This window comes from Mycobacterium sp. NGS40 (assembly GCF_059812735.1).
Genome location: NZ_JCALDG010000007.1, coordinates 273739 through 292213 on the forward strand (window position 1 = coordinate 273739; position 18475 = coordinate 292213).

General features: G+C 65.9%; 16 protein-coding genes and 1 pseudogene. 6 read left to right on the forward strand and 11 right to left on the reverse strand.

The genetic code is table 11. From position 1 onward, the window contains the following. Positions 1–45 precede the first annotated feature (45 nt). Positions 46–342: pseudogene (locus AC5Y5O_RS13870) on the reverse strand (SDR family NAD(P)-dependent oxidoreductase); the annotation flags it as partial. 209 nt (positions 343–551) lie between these two features. Between AC5Y5O_RS13870 and AC5Y5O_RS13875 the strand changes: the two are divergent. After that, positions 552–1973 carry a WS/DGAT/MGAT family O-acyltransferase gene (locus AC5Y5O_RS13875; RefSeq protein ID WP_207768605.1) on the forward strand — a complete coding sequence of 474 codons (1422 nt, stop codon included), beginning with the start codon at positions 552–554 and terminating at the stop codon, positions 1971–1973. Here AC5Y5O_RS13875 and purQ read toward each other — a convergent pair. The 3 genes from purQ to AC5Y5O_RS13890 all read right to left on the reverse strand — a co-directional run bounded on the left by purQ (position 1944) and on the right by AC5Y5O_RS13890 (position 3596). Further along, entirely contained in the window at positions 1944–2618 is a 675-nt protein-coding gene (gene purQ, locus AC5Y5O_RS13880) for a phosphoribosylformylglycinamidine synthase subunit PurQ (RefSeq protein WP_096290191.1), read from the reverse strand. The two genes, AC5Y5O_RS13875 and purQ, sit on opposite strands and share 30 nt — an antisense overlap. Further along, positions 2615–2854, reverse strand: a complete 240-nt coding sequence (gene purS, locus AC5Y5O_RS13885) for a phosphoribosylformylglycinamidine synthase subunit PurS (RefSeq protein WP_096290192.1) — start codon at positions 2852–2854, stop codon at positions 2615–2617. The genes purQ and purS overlap by 4 nt, the downstream gene beginning before the upstream one ends. 64 nt (positions 2855–2918) lie before the next feature. After that, positions 2919–3596, reverse strand: a complete 678-nt coding sequence (locus AC5Y5O_RS13890) for an ATPase (RefSeq protein ID WP_500025593.1) — start codon at positions 3594–3596, stop codon at positions 2919–2921. Between the two features lie 32 nt (positions 3597–3628). On the opposite strand from AC5Y5O_RS13890, the gene AC5Y5O_RS13895 reads away from it, so the two are divergent. After that, positions 3629–4267 (forward strand): MBL fold metallo-hydrolase, encoded by a 639-nt coding sequence (locus AC5Y5O_RS13895; RefSeq protein ID WP_096290194.1) that lies wholly within the window; start codon positions 3629–3631, stop codon positions 4265–4267. A gap of 86 nt (positions 4268–4353) precedes the next feature. Here AC5Y5O_RS13895 and AC5Y5O_RS13900 read toward each other — a convergent pair whose 3' ends face one another. Together AC5Y5O_RS13900 and AC5Y5O_RS13905 are read right to left on the reverse strand one after the other, a co-directional pair. Beyond that, on the reverse strand, positions 4354–6021 hold the full coding sequence (locus AC5Y5O_RS13900; RefSeq protein ID WP_500025594.1) for an FAD-binding dehydrogenase: 1668 nt from the start codon (positions 6019–6021) through the stop codon (positions 4354–4356). A 50-nt stretch (positions 6022–6071) separates the two neighbouring features. Next, positions 6072–6776 carry a DUF2334 domain-containing protein gene (locus AC5Y5O_RS13905; RefSeq protein ID WP_096290196.1) on the reverse strand — a complete coding sequence of 235 codons (705 nt, stop codon included), beginning with the start codon at positions 6774–6776 and terminating at the stop codon, positions 6072–6074. A 232-nt stretch (positions 6777–7008) separates the two neighbouring features. On the opposite strand from AC5Y5O_RS13905, the gene AC5Y5O_RS13910 reads away from it, so the two are divergent. Beyond that, positions 7009–8628 carry a DHA2 family efflux MFS transporter permease subunit gene (locus tag AC5Y5O_RS13910; RefSeq protein ID WP_243394188.1) on the forward strand — a complete coding sequence of 540 codons (1620 nt, stop codon included), beginning with the start codon at positions 7009–7011 and terminating at the stop codon, positions 8626–8628. 225 nt (positions 8629–8853) lie between these two features. Beyond that, positions 8854–10494, forward strand: a complete 1641-nt coding sequence (locus AC5Y5O_RS13915) for a DHA2 family efflux MFS transporter permease subunit (protein WP_096291382.1) — start codon at positions 8854–8856, stop codon at positions 10492–10494. Between the two features lie 31 nt (positions 10495–10525). On the opposite strand, the gene AC5Y5O_RS13920 is transcribed toward AC5Y5O_RS13915, so the two are convergent. Together AC5Y5O_RS13920 and AC5Y5O_RS13925 are read right to left on the reverse strand one after the other, a co-directional pair. Continuing rightward, a complete protein-coding gene (locus AC5Y5O_RS13920) occupies positions 10526–12676 on the reverse strand; it encodes a S9 family peptidase (RefSeq protein ID WP_096290197.1) in 2151 nt (716 codons plus the stop codon). Then, positions 12673–13566 carry a phosphoribosylaminoimidazolesuccinocarboxamide synthase gene (locus AC5Y5O_RS13925; RefSeq protein WP_096290198.1) on the reverse strand — a complete coding sequence of 298 codons (894 nt, stop codon included), beginning with the start codon at positions 13564–13566 and terminating at the stop codon, positions 12673–12675. Before AC5Y5O_RS13925 ends, AC5Y5O_RS13920 begins: the two co-directional genes overlap by 4 nt. 56 nt (positions 13567–13622) lie before the next feature. Here AC5Y5O_RS13925 and AC5Y5O_RS13930 point away from each other — a divergent pair, with 56 nt between their 5' ends. Next, positions 13623–14243 carry a hypothetical protein gene (locus AC5Y5O_RS13930; protein WP_500025595.1) on the forward strand — a complete coding sequence of 207 codons (621 nt, stop codon included), beginning with the start codon at positions 13623–13625 and terminating at the stop codon, positions 14241–14243. Between the two features lie 49 nt (positions 14244–14292). On the opposite strand, the gene AC5Y5O_RS13935 is transcribed toward AC5Y5O_RS13930, so the two are convergent. Together AC5Y5O_RS13935 and purB are read right to left on the reverse strand one after the other, a co-directional pair. Next, complete coding sequence (locus AC5Y5O_RS13935; protein ID WP_500025596.1) at positions 14293–15552, reverse strand: cytochrome P450; 1260 nt, start codon at positions 15550–15552, stop codon at positions 14293–14295. Further along, the gene (gene purB, locus AC5Y5O_RS13940; protein ID WP_096290201.1) at positions 15549–16967 is read right to left on the reverse strand and encodes an adenylosuccinate lyase; all 1419 of its coding nucleotides are present in this window, start codon (positions 16965–16967) and stop codon (positions 15549–15551) included. Before purB ends, AC5Y5O_RS13935 begins: the two co-directional genes overlap by 4 nt. Before the next feature lie 190 nt (positions 16968–17157). On the opposite strand from purB, the gene AC5Y5O_RS13945 reads away from it, so the two are divergent. Next, the gene (locus AC5Y5O_RS13945; RefSeq protein WP_096290202.1) at positions 17158–17904 is read left to right on the forward strand and encodes a DUF429 domain-containing protein; all 747 of its coding nucleotides are present in this window, start codon (positions 17158–17160) and stop codon (positions 17902–17904) included. A gap of 2 nt (positions 17905–17906) precedes the next feature. On the opposite strand, the gene AC5Y5O_RS13950 is transcribed toward AC5Y5O_RS13945, so the two are convergent. After that, positions 17907–18475 (reverse strand): TetR/AcrR family transcriptional regulator (locus tag AC5Y5O_RS13950; RefSeq protein WP_500025597.1); only part of this gene is annotated, 569 nt, incomplete at its 5' end.

Consider the following 18475-nt stretch of genomic DNA (forward strand, 5'->3'; position numbering starts at 1 on the left):
GACCTGACTGCCCGAGATATTCGCGGACCCGTCTCCGGCAAGCCAGGCGACGACGACATCGAGTCTGCCGAATTGATCGATCGCATCGGCAATCAGCTGTTGTTGGTCGGCCAGATTGCGGATATCGATTTCGCGAACCAGTGCCTTGCATCCCGAATTCTTTACTGCCCGAGCCGTTTCCACCAGTTCGTCGGAAGTAGCGGCCGGGTAGCGGATGGTGGGGGAAACGGCGGCGCACACATCTACTGCGACGATATCCGCGCCTTCGTCGGCAAGTCGAAGGGCATGCGCGCGTCCTTGCCCACGCGCCGCCCCGGTGACCAGCGCGACGCGGCCCTGCAGGCTAGTGGTCACTGGCTTCCTCCCCAGAGTGCTGAGACCTCCCACCTTCGATCGTGCGCCCCACATGCAGCATCGACAATGACGCGTCTCCTAGCACGCAAGAGGCGCCGTCTCCTACCGCCGATCATTGGCGGCCGGCGACCCACATCAAACCCGGAAGCATTACGACATAGTTGTTTTCAGGTCGCATCGACACGGCGAGGTGACGTGTGAAAAGACTCAACGGCATGGACGCCATGCTGCTCTACAGCGAGACGCCGAACCTACACACGCACACACTGAAAGTCGCGATACTCGACCCGTCCGACTTCCACGGCGAATTCGACTTCGAGACCTTCCGTCAGCACGTGCGCCGCCGGCTGCACCTGTTGGAACCGTTGCGCTACAAGCTCGTCGACATCCCCGGGCAGCTTCACCACCCGATGTGGCAGGAGAACTGCGACGTCGACCTTGCCTACCACTTGCGCCGCGTGCAGGTGCCCGACCCGGGCGGCCGGCGAGAACTGGACGAGGTCATCGGGCGGGTGGCGTCCACGCCGCTGGACCGCAGCCGTCCGCTGTGGGAGTTCCATTTCGCCGAGGGGCTTGCCGACGGCCGATTCGCCTTGATCGGAAAGGTGCACCATGCGTTGGCCGACGGCGTCGCCTCGGTCAATCTGCTGGCGCGTGCGATGGACCTCAAGGGCACGGTGCCCGACGAGCGCGACAACGACGAGGCAGGCATCACCGCGACCAAGGGTGATCTGCTGCGGGCGGCCGCCAGAGACCATGTCCGCCAGATCGCGGAACTGCCCGGACTGATCAAGGACGCCGCGGTGGGCATGAGCCGGGTGCGGCGCCGGTCCAAAGAGCGCGGGGATCACCCGGATCTGGCCGATGCCTTCGCCGCACCGGCGACCTTCCTCAACCACGTGGTGTCACCGCAGCGCCGCTTCGCCAGCGCGACGCTGCCCTTGGCCGAGGTGAAAGCGACCGCCAAGGCATTGGGCATCACCGTCAACGACATGGTGCTGGCCATAGCCACCGGCGGATTGCGCACGCTGCTGTTGAGCTACGACGGCCAGGCGCAGCGTCCGATCATTGCTTCGGTGCCCACCGCCACCGACAAGTCGGACCGCATCACCGGTAACGAGATCAGCGGTCTGATGATTTCGCTGCCGGTCCACATCGCCGATCCCGCCGAGCGGGCGCGGCTGGTCTCACTGGCGACGCGGATCGCCAAGGAAGACCACGAAATCATGGGTCCCGAACTCTACGGCCGGATGATGGCCTATCTGCCGACGGCATTCGCCCCGGCCGCGTTCCGGTGGCTCGGCCGCCACGACGTGCCCAACAAGCTGATGAACGTGGCGGTCTCGAGCGTGGTGGGGCCGCGTGAACGCGGTCATTTCGGTGGCGCCGCCGTCGCGGAGATCTACTCCACCGGGGTGCTCTCGCCGGGCGCACCGGTCAATATCACCGTGTGGAGCTATGTCGACGGGCTCGGGATCGCGGTACTCACCGACGACCAGACGTTCAACGACCCGCATGAAGCGACCGACGCCATGGCACGGGCCTTCCTCGAATTACGCAGTGCCGCAGGGCTTCCCGGGCCGAATATGTCAAGCGGCGAGCACGGCGTCCAGCGCTGAATAGAACAAGCCCAGGCCGTCATCGGAGGGACCGGTCAGTGCTTCGATGGCATGTTCGGGGTGTGGCATCAGCCCGACCACGCGGCCGTTGGCCGAGCTGATGCCGGCGATGCCACGCATCGAGCCGTTGATGTTGTCGTGGTACCGAAACACCACCCGTCCCTCGCCCTCGAGCTCGTCGAGCACGTTCTCCGGCGCCACGTAGCGGCCCTCGCCCGATTTCAGCGGGACCAGCAGATCGGCGTCGGGCTCGAAGCGCGACGTCCACGCCGTCGAGTTGGAGGCCACCCGAAGCCACACGTCGCGGCAGATGAAGTGCAGACCCGCGTTGCGTGTCAACACCCCGGGCAGCAGCCGGGTCTCACACAGCACCTGAAAACCGTTGCAAATTCCCAATACCGGCATACCGCGACCCGCCGCGTAGACCACTTCCGACATCACCGGGGCGAAGCGAGCGATCGCGCCGGCCCGCAGATAGTCGCCGTAGGAGAACCCGCCCGGGACCACGACCGCATCGACCGATTTGAGGTCGGCGTCGGCGTGCCACAGGCTCACCGCCTCCGCACCGACCCGGCGCACCGCACGAGCGGCGTCCACGTCGTCCAGCGTGCCGGGGAAGGTGATGACGCCGATCCGCGCCGTCACAGCACTTCCCGGCTGATCGTCCAGTCCTCGATCACGGTGTTGGCCAACAGTGATTCTGCGATCTCGGCGAGCGCGGAATCGTCGACGGTATCGTCGACCTCGAGCTCAAACCGCTTGCCCTGACGGACATCTGAGATCCCGTGATGTCCGAGTCGGCCCAGCGCGCCGACAATCGCCTGACCCTGCGGGTCGAGAATCTCCGCTTTGGGCATCACATGAACGATCACCCGCGCCACCGGCGTTCCTCCTGACGAGTCGCTGTCGGCGCCAACTCTACCGGCGGCCGTTGCCGGACGCGGCTCACGGGCACGAGGCGATATACGCCTCGCACAGCGGGGCCGTCATGGAGTCCAGTACCTGGTTGTCCGCCATCGAGGGCCACGGCGCCTGCGGCGGCGCGGTAGACCACAGCGTCAGCTCGCTGATCGTGCTGCTCGCGACGTGCGCGACCAGGTAGGTATGCATCACCACGGGCCCGCTGATCACCGCGGCCATCCGGTTGGGTTCGTCGGTCGTGATCGAGGGCGACTGCAGCGGCGCGCCCAGCTGGCAGCCGCGCAGCACCGCGACGGCATTGCCGAACACCGAGGAGGCGATCGCACCGCCACGGGCGGTATCACCGCGCCAGTGCACGATCTGGGCCTTGAGCTGCCACTGGCCGCCCGGATGGTCGACACTCGCGCGGGCCGCCACCGCCGAGGCGCGGGGGTCCTGCGCCAACGGCTGCGCGGCGCACAGCTCCTCGAACCCGAACCTCGGCCCGTTGCCCGCCCCGGTCACCTGCACCGCCAGGCCCGCCAGCGCGGGCCAGTTGTAGGTGGAGTTCAGCGGCACGGCGCGCTGCTGTATCCACGCGGTGGCCGGGATCTGGTCACAGGTGGGCGGACAGGCCTCCGGCTCGGCCGGGGCCGGAACCACGAAGATGAGGGCGGCCACCAGGCCGCCGGCGACCAGTATCGTCGCGAAAACTACCCGCACACGACCACCCCCGTCAGGGCACAATCGTAGGCATGCAACTGACGCATTTCGGGCATTCCTGCCTACTTGCCGAGTTCGATCACACTAGCGTGCTCTTTGACCCCGGAACCTTCGCGCATGGCTTCGAGGGCATCACCGGCCTGGACGCCATTCTGATCACACACCAGCATCCGGATCATGTCGACCCGGCGCGACTGCCGGCGCTGATCGAGGCCAACCCCGGTGCGGCGCTTTACACCGACTCGCAGACCGCGGCGCAGCTCGATGCGCCCTTCCAGGCGGTGCACGCCGGCGACGAGCTAACGGTCGGTGGACTGAGGATTCGGGCGCTCGGCGGAAAGCATGCGGTGATTCACCCGGACATCCCTGTGATAGAGAACCTTTCGTATCTGGTTGACGACGGTGATCATCGCGCGCGGTTGATGCATCCGGGTGACGCCTTGTTCGTGCCCGACGAGCCGGTCGACGTATTGGCCGCACCGGCGGCCGCGCCGTGGATGAAGATCTCCGAGGCCATCGATTACCTGCGCGCGGTGTCCCCGACGCGGGCGGTGCCCATCCACCAGGGCATCGTCGCCCCCGAGGCGCGGGGCATCTACTACGGCCGGTTCACCGAGATGACCGACACCGACTTCCAGGTGCTGCCGGAGGAAAGCGCGGTCACCTTCTGACGTCGGCGGCGGCTTCGAGCGTCACGCCAGCGCGACGTTCGCGGTTCACCGTCACTCTGGCGTGACATTCGGCTAAGCGAGCACCGCTAGGTGATGTCGTCGGCGGCACCGCGACCGGCGGCGCGGCCGCTGAAGATGCAGCCGCCCAGGAAGGTGCCCTCCAGGGCGCGGTAACCGTGCACGCCGCCGCCGCCGAACCCGGCCACCTCGCCCGCCGCGTACAGTCCGGTCAACGGGGTGCCGCCGTCGGTGAGGACTCGCCCGCCCAGGTCGGTCTCAATGCCGCCCAACGTCTTTCGCGTCAGAATGTGTAATTTGACCGCGATCATCGGCCCGGATTTCGGATCGGTCAGCCGGTGCGGCGCCACCACTCGTCCCAGCCGGTCACCCAGATACCCGCGAGCGGCGCGGATCGCGGTGATCTGGCCGTCTTTGGTGAATTTGTTGGCGACCTCACGATCGCGGGCGGTCACCTCCGCTTCGACCGTGGCATAGTCCAACGGGGCCACGTCGGGCAGCTTGTTCATGCCGCTTACCAACTCGCCCAGGGTATCCGCGCTGACGAAGTCCACACCCCGATCGATGAACGCCTGGACCGGTCCGGGCGGCCCGGAGCTGGCCCGGTTGCGCACCAGCTCGCGCACACTCTGCCCGGTCAGATCCGGGTTCTGCTCCTGCCCGGAAAGGGCGAATTCCTTCTCAATGATCCTGGCGTTCAAGATAAACCAGGTGTAGTCGTACCCGGATTTGGTGATGTATTCCAGCGTGCCCAGCGTGTCGAATCCGGGATACAGCGGAACCGGCAACCGGTTGCCGGCCGCGTCCAGCCACAGCGACGAGGGGCCCGGGATGATCCTGATGCCGTGCAACGGCCAGATCGGGTCGTAGTTCGTGATGCCCTCGGTGTAGTGCCACATCCGGTCGGGGTTGATCACGCGGGCCCCGGCCTGCTGGGAAATGCCGATCATCCTGCCGTCCACGTGGGCCGGCACGCCGCTCAGCATCTGCTCGGGCACACGACCCATTCGCTTTGGCCAATTCTTGCGCACCAGATCGTGGTTGCCGCCGATCCCACCGCTGGTGACTATCACCGCGGACGCACGAAACTCGAATTGACCCACGGCTTTTCGCGACGATGACACTCCGCGCGGTTGAGTCGACGGCTCGAGCACGGTACCCCGGACGCCGGTCACCGCGCCGGCCTCGACGATCAGTTCGTCGACTTGGTGCCGGTGCGCGAAACGGACCGTGGAGCGATCCCGCAGTTGCCGCGCGAAGATGTCGACCAGGGCCGGGCCGGTGCCCCAGGTGATGTGGAACCTGGGAACCGAGTTGCCATGCCCCTGCGCGTTGTAGCCGCCGCGTTCGGCCCAGCCGACCAGTGGAAACAGTTTCAGGCCCCGTTCACGCAGCCAACTGCGCTTCTCCCCGGCCGCGAAATCCACGTAGGCATGCGCCCATTGCCGTGGCCAGTAGTCCTCTTCGCGATCGAAAGCCGCTGTGCCCAACCAGTCCTGCAACGCGAGCTCGTGACTATCCCGAATGCCCAGCCGGCGCTGCTCGGGGCTGTCGACGAAGAACAGACCGCCGAACGACCAGAAGGCCTGACCGCCGAGGTTGGCGCTGTTCTCCTGATCAAGGACCAGCACCCGCAAGCCGCGGTCCACCAACTCACAGGCGGCCACCAATCCGGAGAGGCCGGCCCCGACAACAATCGCGTCAGCGGCGAAGCCGGCTGCCGAAGAATCGCCCATGTCGGATCAGGGTAGTGCCCGGGCCGCAGCGATTAATCAGACGGCTTAGCTCAGGCCGCGTCGAGAACCGCCCTGTCGGGCCGCCAGCGGTAGACCGTCGGCGTGCACCCGTGCATCGAAGCCAGGTCGACGGCGTCGAGCATCGCCTGCAACGGCCCCGGCTTGCGCAATTGGCGGGCGGCAACCGCTACCCGCACGATCCCGCCGCGACGGGCGATCCGCTCGGAGGACAGCACCACCATGCGGCACCACCACGGCTCGGTGAGGAATCCTTCTCCGATGCCCAGTACCCGGGTGCGCACGGTGGCGTGGCGGACCAGGTCGGTGATCCCGTGCAAATCAGCGAGAAGCCGGAAACCGTTGCCCGGCAATGCCTTAACGACGCCAGGCGAGACGGTCCAGCCCGGTGCGGCGAACAGCCGGGTACGCAGTCCGAGGTGCTCGAGCACCCGGTCGGCGGCCATCAGCCGAAGGTTGGCCTCGTGTGCCCGCAGGATGGCGAACTCGCCACGCCGCTTCTTGGTCGCCGCGTCGTCGTAGCCGTGCAGCACAATGGCGTCGCCACCGGCGCGCCGGGCGGTCAGCCATTCGACGGTGCGCGGATCGTGGTCCAGCCGGTAGTCGCCGGACAGCCGCGGAGCGACCAGCAACGAAACCGGTACCTTGCGGGAATCCATTTGTGCGCAGAACGCCTCGACGTCGTCCAGGGTGCGCTCGCCTATCCCTGAGACCGAGACGATCAGTTTTCCAGACACACCCGCAGTTTGACGAGCGCAGGTGTCGGGATGGTGAAGGACACGCAGACTGCAGGCGTATATCGACGCGTATGCCAGACGTCACTCCCGACTCCGATACGGCTTTCGCCACAACGTAGTTGGGCCGCTCCACGTGACGTCCACCACCCGGCGTTGCACGCTGCCGGCGGCCCGCCCCGCCACACGCCGCGAGCAAACGCGGACCACCGTCGCGATCAGGAAACGGTTCGATATGCTAAGCAACGCCATGGAGAAGGCCCGTTCCGCAGCGGGCGACGCCGCGCTGCCCACCGCCCCCGCCGGGCTCCCGGGTGCGAAGGAACGTGTGTATCCGGACAAACTGGACGCGCCACTGCTGCGGATTTCCGGTGTGTGCCTGCTGGCCACCATCATGGCGATCCTGGATGTCACCGTCGTCACCGTCGCGCAACGCACCTTCATCGCCGAGTTCGAGTCCAGCCAGGCCGTCGTCGCGTGGACGATGACCGGCTACACACTCGGGTTGGCGACCGTGATTCCACTGACCGGCTGGGCGGCCGACCGGTTCGGCACCAAACGGCTTTTCATGGGCTCGGTGGTGGCGTTCGTGCTCGGCTCGCTGCTGTGCGCGTTGGCGTCAACGATATTGCAGCTCATCATATTTCGCGTAGTGCAGGGCATCAGTGGCGGCATGCTGATGCCGCTCGGATTCATGATCATGACGCGCGAAGCCGGCCCCGGGCGACTCGGTCGCCTGATGTCGATATTGAGCATTCCCATGTTGCTCGCCCCGATCGCCGGGCCGATCCTGGGCGGCTGGCTGATCGACACCTCCAGTTGGAAGTGGATCTTCCTGATCAACCTGCCGATCGGGCTCGCCACGTTCATCCTCGCCTGGGTCGTGTTCCCGCGAGATCACCCTGCGCGGTCGGAAACGTTCGACGTCGTCGGCGGGTTGTTGCTCTCACCGGGGTTGGCGACGTTCCTGTTCGCGGTGTCGTCCATCCCGCGCTACGGAACGGTCGCCGACCGTCGCGTCTTGATACCCGCGGTCATCGGCCTGACGTTGATTGCCGCGTTCGTGGTGCACGCATTGCGCCGCGCGGATCATCCGCTCATCGATCTGCATTTGTTCCAGAACCCGGTCCTCACCCGGGCCAATGTGACGATGCTGCTGTTCGCCGGCGCATTCTTCGGCGCCGGTCTACTGCTGCCGAGTTATTTTCAGCAGGTGCTCCACCAGACGCCGATGCAGGCCGGCGTGCACCTGATCCCGCAGGGACTCGGCGCCATGCTGACAATGCGATTGGCCGGTCCACTCGTGGATCGACATGGTCCGGGCAAATATGTGCTGGCCGGTATCGCGATGATCATCGCCGGCCTGGGCACGTTCGCTTTCGGTGTGGCCAGGCATGCCGGATATGCACCCACCCTGCTGGTCGCGCTGACGATCATGGGTCTGGGGATGGGGTGCACGATGATGCCGCTGTCGGTGGCGTCGGTGCAGGCACTGGCGCCGCACCAGATTGCCCGCGGCACCACGCTGATGAGCGTCAGCCACCAGGTGGGCGGCTCGGTGGGAACAGCGCTGATGGCGATGATCCTGACCGACCAATTCGACCGGAGCCCCGACATCGTCGCGGCGAACAAGCTCGCGGCGCTACAGCAGCAGGCCGCGATCAGCGGCGTGCCGGTTGATCCGTCACAAATACCACATCAGTCACTCGCCCCCGGATTTTCGGCCAATCTCTTGCACGACCTTTCGCAGGCCTACACGTCCGTATTCGTAGTGGCGGTGATATTGGTGGCTTTCACCATCATCCCGGCGTCATTTCTGCCCAAAAAGCCCGCCGTCCAGACTGCCGTCGAATAGTCCAAATAGGGTTCTCGAGCAGCACCGATACCAGCTCCGCACGGTCTGGTGAAAATGGTCTTACGCCCTGATTCGGCACGGGTGGAATTAATCCGGGCGAGTGTCGAGACGATGACGGCCGGGCGGTCGGCACGGGCGGATCGCGGCCCCTGCGCCCGGGCTTAACAGGTCGGGAATACCGGCAAAGCGACCAAATGGCGCGGTCGTCTCGTTATGCTCGGCCGTATGCTCAGCGACGCTATGGAAGGCGCGCGTTCCGCAGCCCCCAACGTCGCGATCCCCCTCGCCTCCGCCGGACACAGTGCCACGGCAGGCCGCGACTACCCCGACAAGCTCGACGCCAAGCTGATGCGCGTCGTCTTCATCTGCGGGCTGGCCGCCGTGATGGCGGTGCTCGACAGCACCGTCGTCGCGGTCGCTCAAGGCACCTTCGTCACCCAGTTCAATTCCACCCAGGCGGTCGTCTCCTGGACCGTGGCGGCCTACATGCTCGCATTTGCGACCGTCATCCCGGTGACCGGTTGGGCAGCGGACAGATTCGGCACCAAACGGCTCTTCATCGGTTCGGTCCTGGTGTTCATGCTGGGCTCGCTGCTGTGCGCGATATCGCCAACCATCATGCTGCTCATCGTCTTTCGAGTGGTCCAAGGTATCGGCGGCGGCATGTTGATGCCACTGAGCTTCGTGATCCTGACTCATGAGGCGGGCCCGAAGCGCGTCGGCCGACTGATGGCCATCGGGGGAATTCCGATCCTGCTCGGGCCGATCGGGGGGCCCATCCTGGGCGGCTGGCTGGTCGGCGCCTACGGCTGGCAGTGGATCTTCCTGATCAACCTGCCGATCGGCCTGCTCGCGATCGTCCTCGCAGCAATCACCTTTCCGAAGGATCGCCCGGCCCCGGCGGAAAGACTCGACATCGTCAGCGTGCTGCTGCTGCCGCCGGGTGTCACGCTGTTTTTGGCCGGGGTCTCGTCCATCCCCGCACAGGGCACGGTAGGCAGTCCGACCGTGCTGGTGCCGACGATCATGGGGTTCTTACTGGTCGCGGCATTCGTGCTGCACTCCTTTCGCACCGACCATCCGCTGATCGACCTCCGCCTTTTCAAGAATCGCGTGGTCACTCAAGCCAATCTCGCCCTGCTGGTATTTGGCGCCCCGTTCGTCGGACTGGGACTGCTGGTTCCGAGTTACTTCCAAGTGGTGATGCATCAAACACCGATGCAGTCCGGGATGTATGTGGCCCCGGTCGGCCTGGGCGCGGTCCTGACGATGCCGCTGGCCGGGGCATTCATGGACAAGCGCGGACCCGGCCTGATGGTGCTGATCGGCCTTCCCACGATGGCGGTGGGTCTGGGCATCTTCACCTATGGCGTCGCCACGGAGGCCGCTTACAACCCGACGCTGCTGATCGGGCTGGCCATCGTGGGCCTGGGAGTCGGCTGCACCACGACGCCCCTGTCGGCGGCGGTCCTGCAGTCGCTGGCCCCGCATCAGGTCGCGCGCGGCACCACGCTGGTGACGGTCAACCAACAGGTGAGCGGATCGATCGGCGCGGCGTTGCTGGGCGTGATCCTGACGCAGCTGTTCAACCACAACGAAACCCTGGTGACGGCAAACAAGCTCGTCGCGGCCCAACAGCAGGCCAGCGGGCAACGCATGCCGATCGAAGCCTCGTCCTCGGCATGGAAAACGATGGGCCCTGAATTCGCCACCAACGTGACGCACGGCCTCTCCCACGCCTACACGGCGGTCTTCGTGGTGGCCGTCGCGATGGTGGTGTTGACGATCATCCCGGCCGCGTTCCTTCCGACCAGGCGCCCGGAGCCGGCGCAAGACCCCGAGCCGGCCGAAGCGCCGGCCGACTGAGCCTGCTCAGCCCCGGTCGATGACGACGCGGCTACCCGTGCGCATCCCCGCCGAGATCGTCTTCCTCGTCGCCGCCGTAGCGGTCGCCGTCGGCAGCGGCTAGCAGCCACGCGTACTGAAATGCGGTCTCCTGCCAGCCCCGGTAGCGACCACTGACGCCGCCGTGGCCCGCCGCCATCTGTGTCTTGAGCAGCACCGTGTTGCCGTCGGCATTGGCGTACCGCAGCGCCGCAACCCATTTGGCCGGCTCCACGTAGTAGACTCTGGTGTCGTTCAGCGAGGTCATCGCCAGGATGGCGGGGTACTTCTTCGTCTCAACATTCTCGTACGGCGAGTACGACTTCATGTACGCGTAGACTTCGCTGTCGCTCAAGGGATTTCCCCATTCGTCCCACTCGGTGACGGTCAGCGGCAGTGAGGGATCCAAGATCGTGGTCAGCGGGTCGACGAAGGGGACCTGAGCGAGGATCCCGGCGAACAGATCCGGCGCCAGGTTGGCCACCGCGCCCATCAGCAGCCCACCCGCGCTACCGCCCAAAGCCACCAGCTGCTGCGGGCGCGTCACTCCCGAGTCCACCAAATGCTGCGCGGCCGCCACGAAGTCGGTGAAGGTGTTCTTCTTCTCCAGCAGCTTTCCGTGCTCGTACCACAACCGGCCCATCTCTCCCCCACCGCGGACGTGGGCGATGACGAACACCATGCCCCGGTCCAGCAGCGACAACCGCGAGATGGAAAAGGTTGGGTCCGTGCACATCTCGTAGGCGCCGTATCCGTAAATAAGGGTGGGCGCGGGGAATTGGAGGCCGGTGCGGTGCACGATCGAAACCGGGATGCGGGTGCCGTCGGAGGCGACTGCCCAGTCCCGCCGCTCGACGTAGTCGCTCGGCTGGTAGTCACCGAGTACGGGTTGCTCACGCAACAAAGTGCGCTCGCCGGTACCCAAGTCGATGTCGTAGACCCGCAGCGGCGTGACGAGAGACCCCGCCCTGATCCGCAGCTTGGGTGAAACCCAGTTCGGATTGCCGCCCAGGCCAGACGACATCAGCTCCGAATCGAAGGCGATCTCCTCGGGCTCACCGTATTCGCCATCAGAACCGATGGGCCACAACTGGATTCGCGGCAATGCCGCACGCCGGTAACTGATCACCAAGTGACCGGCAAAGGCGTCCGCGGCTTCGATCCGAACGTCGTCGCGGTGCGCGACCAGGGTGCGCTGCTGGGTGGGATCGCCGACCGGAGCCTCGGTGAGCATGAAGTTCACCGCACCGTCGTTGTGCAGGATCAGGAAGCGATCCTGTCCCCCGACCACCGCATGCTCCACCGAGTATTCGACACCTTCACGGCGCGGCAACACGACGGTGAACTCCGCCTGCGGGTCCGCGGCATCGGCGTAGCGCACCTCGGATGTGATGGACGAGCCCGAGGCGATGAACACATATGCCTCGCTTCGACTCAGTCCCGCCCCAAGCCAGAACCGTTCGTCTGCTTCGTGATACACCAGTTCCGACGGCTCCCCCGAGCCCAGCCGATACCGCCATACCTTGTCCGGGCGGTGGGCGTCGTCCAGAGTCAGGTAGTACACGGTCCGGTTGTCGGCTGCCCAAGTCACTCCGCCCGCGATGTCGGCGATTTCGTCCGGATACTTCTCGCCGGTCCGTAAGTCCTTGAACCGCAGCGTGTACCGTTCGTCCCCGATGACGTCGACGGAATAAGCGAGCAGGTTGGCGTCCAGGCTGACCAGTGCGGCACCCAGGGCGAAGAAGTCGTGCCCGTCGGCCTCTTCATTCGAATCGAGCAGTACCTGCTCGCCCGGTATTTCGGTGTTCTCGTCAAGAACCGGCGGGTCCCAGTCATCGGGATCTGATACCGGACAACGACATTGGACGCGATACTGCTTTCCCTCAAAAGTGCGCGAGTAGTACCACCAGTCGCCCTGCCTGGTCGGCACCGACAAATCGGTTTCCTTGGTGCGCGCCTTGATCTCGTCGAAGATCTTTTGCCGCAGCGGTTCCAGCTGGGCAAGGGCATGGTCGACGTAGTCGTTCTCCGCCTCCAGGTAGTCGATGACTTCGGGATTCGACTTCTCGCGCAGCCACTCGTACGGATCGACGAACACATCACCGTGGTGCTCGCGGGTGGTGTCGATCCGTTTCGCGACTGGCGGGGTACCGTCAGCGGTCATGCGGCCGGGCCGATCCAGTCGCCGAAGCTCAAGCCGGAAATCCGTTCGTAGGCATTGACATAACGATCGCGGGTGGCGGCGATGATGTCATCCGGCAGTGGTGGTGGCGGTTGCGTGCCGTGCCGGTCCCAGCCGGACGCGGGGCTGGTGAGCCAATTGCGGACGAACTGCTTGTCGAAACTGGTCTGGACCACCCCGACGCGGTAATCCTCGGCAGGCCAGTACCGCGACGAGTCCGGGGTGAAGATCTCGTCGGCCAGCAGCAGATTGCCGTCCCGGTCGGTGCCGAACTCGAACTTGGTGTCGGCGATGATGATTCCCCTCGTCAAGGCATGATCGGCGGCCTGCACATAGATCTGCAGCGTGCGGTCGCGCAACTGGTTGGCCGCTACCGCACCCACCATCTCGATCACCCGGTCAAAGGTGATGTTCTCGTCGTGATCACCCAGCGCGGCTTTGGTCGCCGGGGTGAACAGTGGCTGGCTGAACTTGCTGGCCTCCACCAGCCCAGGCGGCAGAGCGATTCCGCAGACCTTGCCGGTCGCCTGATAGTCCAGCAATCCCGAGCCGGTGAGATATCCGCGGGCCACACATTCGACCGGCATCATCTCCAGCTGGCGCACCACCAGCGCACGGCCCAGCACCTCGTCCGGAATGCGCGGGTCATCGGGCGGTCCAGCCAAGTGGTTGGGTGCCTCGACCAGGCCGAAGAAGAACACACTCATCGCGGTCAGGATGCGGCCCTTGTCCGGGATCGTGCTGTCCAGGACGAAGTCGTACGCCGAGATCCGGTCGCTGGCGACCAGCAACAGGTGCTCGTCGTCGATGCGATACAGCTCGCGGACCTTGCCGCTGGCCAGATGCTGGTAGTCGGACAGTGCAGGGCGCATCGGGCCAGCCTATCGGCAAGCCCACCCCGACCCCGGAGCTGTGCTGGGATCGAGGTATGAGATCGCGCTTTCTGCCCTATGCCACCACGCCCGGCCGATTGCTGGCCCAGCTGTTCAGCGACGCGGTCATCGTCGTGTGGACGGCGATCTGGTTGCTCATCGGCACCGCCGTCTACGACGCCATCTCGACAATCGCCGACGCCGGCCGCCAAGTCGAAGACGGCACCCACAGCATCGCGGGGAACCTGGCCTCCGCGGGGCATGGCGCACAACACATTCCGGTTGTCGGCGACAATGTCAGCAAGCCACTCACCTCGGCAAGCCAGGCCGCCCTCGACATCGCCAACGCGGTCCACGACCTGGACACCACGGCCAGCTGGCTCGCGGTGCTGCTGGCACTGGCCGTGATCGCTCCCCCTGTGCTCATCGCGGCCGTGCCATGGCTTTACCTGCGGCTTCGGTTCTTCCGGCGCAAATTGACCGTGACGGCCCTGGCCGCCACCCCGGCCGGCGAGGAGTTGCTGGCACTGCGGGCACTGACCAATCGCTCGCCGGCGAAATTGGCCGGCGTCAGTGCGGATCCCGTCGGCGGCTGGCGTAACCAGGATCCGTTCACGATCCGCGCGCTGGCCGCACTGGAACTGCGCTCGGCGGGAATCACGATTCGCGGGCACTAGCTGCGGCGAATACAACGGGCTGACGGCTCGACGTCGGCGAGCCGCAACCTCACGATTCCTCGAGTAGTTCCACGACCAAATGCCGGATACCGGTGTGGCGGTTGCTCCGGGTCCATTCCACGGGCGCCACCACTCGCACGGCGCCGAAGCGCGACAGCAGCTCTTCGTACAGGACACGCAACTCCAGGCGCGCCAGGTTGGCCCCCAGGCAGTAGTGCACGCCCTGACCGAAACCCAGGTGCGGATTGGGTTTTCGGGCGATATCGAACTCGTCTGCCCGGTCGAAGACCATGGCGTCGCGATTCGCCGAGCCCTCCCAGATCTGTACCTTCTGCCCGGCTTCGATCGACTGCCCGCCGAGCACGGCGTCACGGGTGGCGGTGCGCCGCTTGGAGGGCGACGGTGATGTCCAGCGCACCATCTCCTCGACCGCCGTCGGCAACAGGCCGAAATCGGCACGCAGCGCCCGCAATTGGTCCGGATGTTCGGCCAGCGAGAGCAGTCCGCCCGCCACCGCGTTGCGGGTCGTCTCCGCGCCGGCGCTGAACAGCAGGCTGAAGAACAGATACACCTCGAGATCGGACGGGGCCGGCCCGTCCACCTCGTCGACCGTCGCGTTGGCGACCACCGACAGCATGTCGTCGGTCGGTTCGGCGCGTTTCGAGGCGATCAGCTCCTGGCCGTAGTTGTACATCCGCGACCCGGCTGCGGCGTCTCTTTCGGTGGGAGACAACTGCGAAAGCGAAGCCTTGCGCGAGCCGCCGAAGTCGAACTGCGGCTCGATGGCCTCGAACAGCCAATGTCGTTCGGATTCAGGCACTCCCAGCAGGATGCAGATCATCTGCATCGGCAGTTCGGCCGCGATGTCGACGAGGAAGTCGAACGGTTCGCCGGGCACCACGTCGTCCAGCAGCCGTCGGGCCCGAGCCCGCAGATCATCTTCGACGCGACGGATCATCCGCGGCGTCAGCCCGGAGCTGACCAGCCGCCGGATCTGGGAATGCCGCGGGTCGTCCATCATGTTGAGCACCTGGCCCGCGATGGACAGGTCCTGCAACAGCGTACCGCCGAACGGCCGCGCCCCGCCGGTCACCGATGAGTACGTCACCGGATCCTTCAGCACAGCAAGGGTTTCCGCGTACGTCGCAACGGACCAAAAGCCCTCGCCGTCCGGGGTGTTGTCGGTCGGCTGATGCCAATAGACCGGCGCCTCGCGGCGGTGCACGGCGAACAACTCGTGCGGGAAACCGTTGGCGAAGTTATCCAGATCGGTGAAGTCGACCCCCGAGAGCGCGCCGGCGAGGGTCACAGGATTGCACCCGGAGCATATTTGGCCGCGTCCGGGTAGCGACCCACCAGCGAATCGACTATTGCGGCAACCTCATCGACCTGATCTGCGGCGGCGCCGGTGAAGGCTTTCTTGTCGGCCAGCGCCGCGTCGAGCGCCGCGCGATCCAGCGGCAGTCGCTCGTCGGCGGCCAACCGGTCCAGCAGATCGGGCTCGGCGCCGCGTTCCCGCATCGCCAATGCCGTTGCCACCGCGTGTTCGCGGATCACGTGATGCGCGGCCTCGCGGCCCATCCCGGCCCGCACCGCCGCGATCAACACCTTGGTGGTGGCCAGGAACGGCAGGTAGCGATCCAGCTCCCGCTCGATCACGGCGGGGTAGGCGCCGAACTCGTCGAGCACCGTCAAGAACGTCTCGATTTGGCCGTCGATGGCAAAGAAGCTGTCCGGCAAGGCAACTCGGCGTACCACCGAGCAGAAGACGTCGCCCTCGTTCCACTGCGCGCCAGCCAGCTCGGCGGCCATCGAGGCATATCCGCGCAGCACTACCTGCAGCCCGTTGACCCGTTCGCAGCTGCGGGTGTTCATCTTGTGCGGCATCGCCGAGGAACCAACCTGCCCCTCCGCGAACCCTTCGGTCACGAGTTCGTGTCCCGCCATCAGCCGGATGGTGTGGGCCAGCGACGACGGGCCGGCACCCAGCTGCACCAGCGCGGAGAGCACATCGTGGTCCAGCGACCGCGGATAAACCTGCCCGACGCTGGTCAAAACCGTTGCAAAACCGAGGAACTCAGCAATGCGACGCTCGAGGTCACTCAGCTTGACCGAGTCGCCGTCGAGCAGGTCGAGCATGTCCTGCGAGGTGCCCATCGGCCCCTTGATCCCGCGCAGCGGGTAACGATCGATCAACTCGCGCAGCCTGGTCAACGCGACCATCGTCTCCTGGGCCGCGGATGCGAACCGCTTGCCCAGCGTGGTGGCCTGCGCGGCGACGTTGTGGCTGCGTCCGGCCATCACCAGATCGCGATACAGAACCGCCCGCTCGGCGAGCCGCGCGACCACCGCCACCCCGTGGGAGAAAACCAGTTCCAGCGACCGCCGGATCTGCAGCTGCTCGACGTTCTCGGTCAGATCGCGACTGGTCATCCCCTTGTGCACATGCTCGTGACCGGCCAGCGCGTTGAATTCCTCGATGCGGGCCTTGACGTCGTGCCGCAGCACCCGTTCGCGGGCCGCGATCGACGCCAGGTCCACGTCCTCGAGCACTCGCTCGTAGTCGGCGACCGCTTCCGCGGGCACGGGAACACCGAGTTCGGACTGAGCCCGCAACACGGCCAGCCACAGCCGCCGCTCCGCGACGACCTTGGCCTCCGGCGACCAGATCCCGACCATCTCGGCACTGGCGTACCGGGCGGCCAGCACATTCGGAATGCTCACAAGCACACAGCTTACGGTCGGCACAGCCGGCATGGTTCTTCGCTTCGGCAGGACCCAAAGTGCCCGCCTCCGAGCGACAATTTGATCGTCACCCTGACAAATCTCCACGTTGTCGCTCTTAGGCGGGCACACGGGACGTCGCTCCGACAACACACCGATGCGACGAGCGCTTACCGCATAACCTGTCCCGATGCATTTCCTCGGCGTCGACCTCGCGTGGGGCATCCGCAATCCCACCGGTATCGCCGTCGTCGACTCCGACGGTTGCCTGGTCAGCGCCGGTGCGGTACGCGACGACGGCGAAATCCTGACGGCACTGCGCCCGTACGTGCGGGGCGATTGCGCCGTCGGCTTCGACGCACCGCTGGTGGTGAACAACCCCACTGGTCAGCGCCCGGCCGAGACGGCGCTCAACCGCGACTTCCGCAGATTCGAAGCGGGCGCCCACCCGGCCAACACCGGAAAACCCGAATTCGCCAATGGGCCCCGCGCGGCGCGGCTGGCCGAGGCGATGAGCCTCGACATGGATCCACACTCCGCCACCGTCCGGCGCGCACTCGAGGTATATCCGCATGCGGCGACCGTGGCGTTGTTCCGGCTGGAGCGGACCCTGAAATACAAGGCCAAACCCGGCCGCACCCTCGAGCGGCTGAAATCCGAGTTGCTGTTGCTGATGGACGGGGTCGAGCGGCTTGCCGACACCGACGTGCCGATACGCGTCGCCGATCACCCCGACTGGGTCGCGCTGCGCGAACAGGTGACCGGCGCGCAGCGCAAGAGCGAGCTGCGTCGTGCCGAAGACCCGGTCGACGCCGTGATCTGCGCCTATGTAGCGCTATACGCCCAGCGTTGCCCGACCCGCGTCACGATTTACGGGGACTCGGCCAGCGGATACATCGTCACGCCGTCCCTGCCTGCCGACCTGACCAGGCAGTAACGTCAGATCCGCACCGGTCGCTCGTCGATGGGTGCCAGCACATCGATGATGTCAATCACCGTTCCCATCGCCGCGGTCCGCGGATCGCGCCCCTCGACCAGGGCGGAGACCACTGAGCCGTCGACCGCGCAGATCAGGGTGCAGATCAGCTCGATTCGCACGGCTCGGCCGGATCGCTCGATCGCCTCGGCGACGGCATCGGCACGCTGGCGCAGGCTGCGGCGCATGGTTTCGCGCAACGCGGTCAGGCGGGTGCAGGCGATGTTGCGCTCGTATCGCGAAATCAGCTGCTCGACGAGGGTCTGATCGGACAGGTCGCCCACCAAGAGGTCGACCAGTACTTCGGCGGTGGTCTCGGGTCCGCGGCGCCGGCGGGACAGCGCGTTGACTCGCGCTCGCAGCTGGGCAACCTCGATCATCGCGATGTGTTCGACCGCGCGCGCGATCAAATCGTCCAGGGACGAGAAGTAATAAGTGGTGGACGCCAGGGGCAGACCGGCACGCTGTGCGACCGCCCGGTGCCGCACCGCTTCGAACCCTCCTTCGGCAAGCAGCTCGGCGGCAGCGCTCA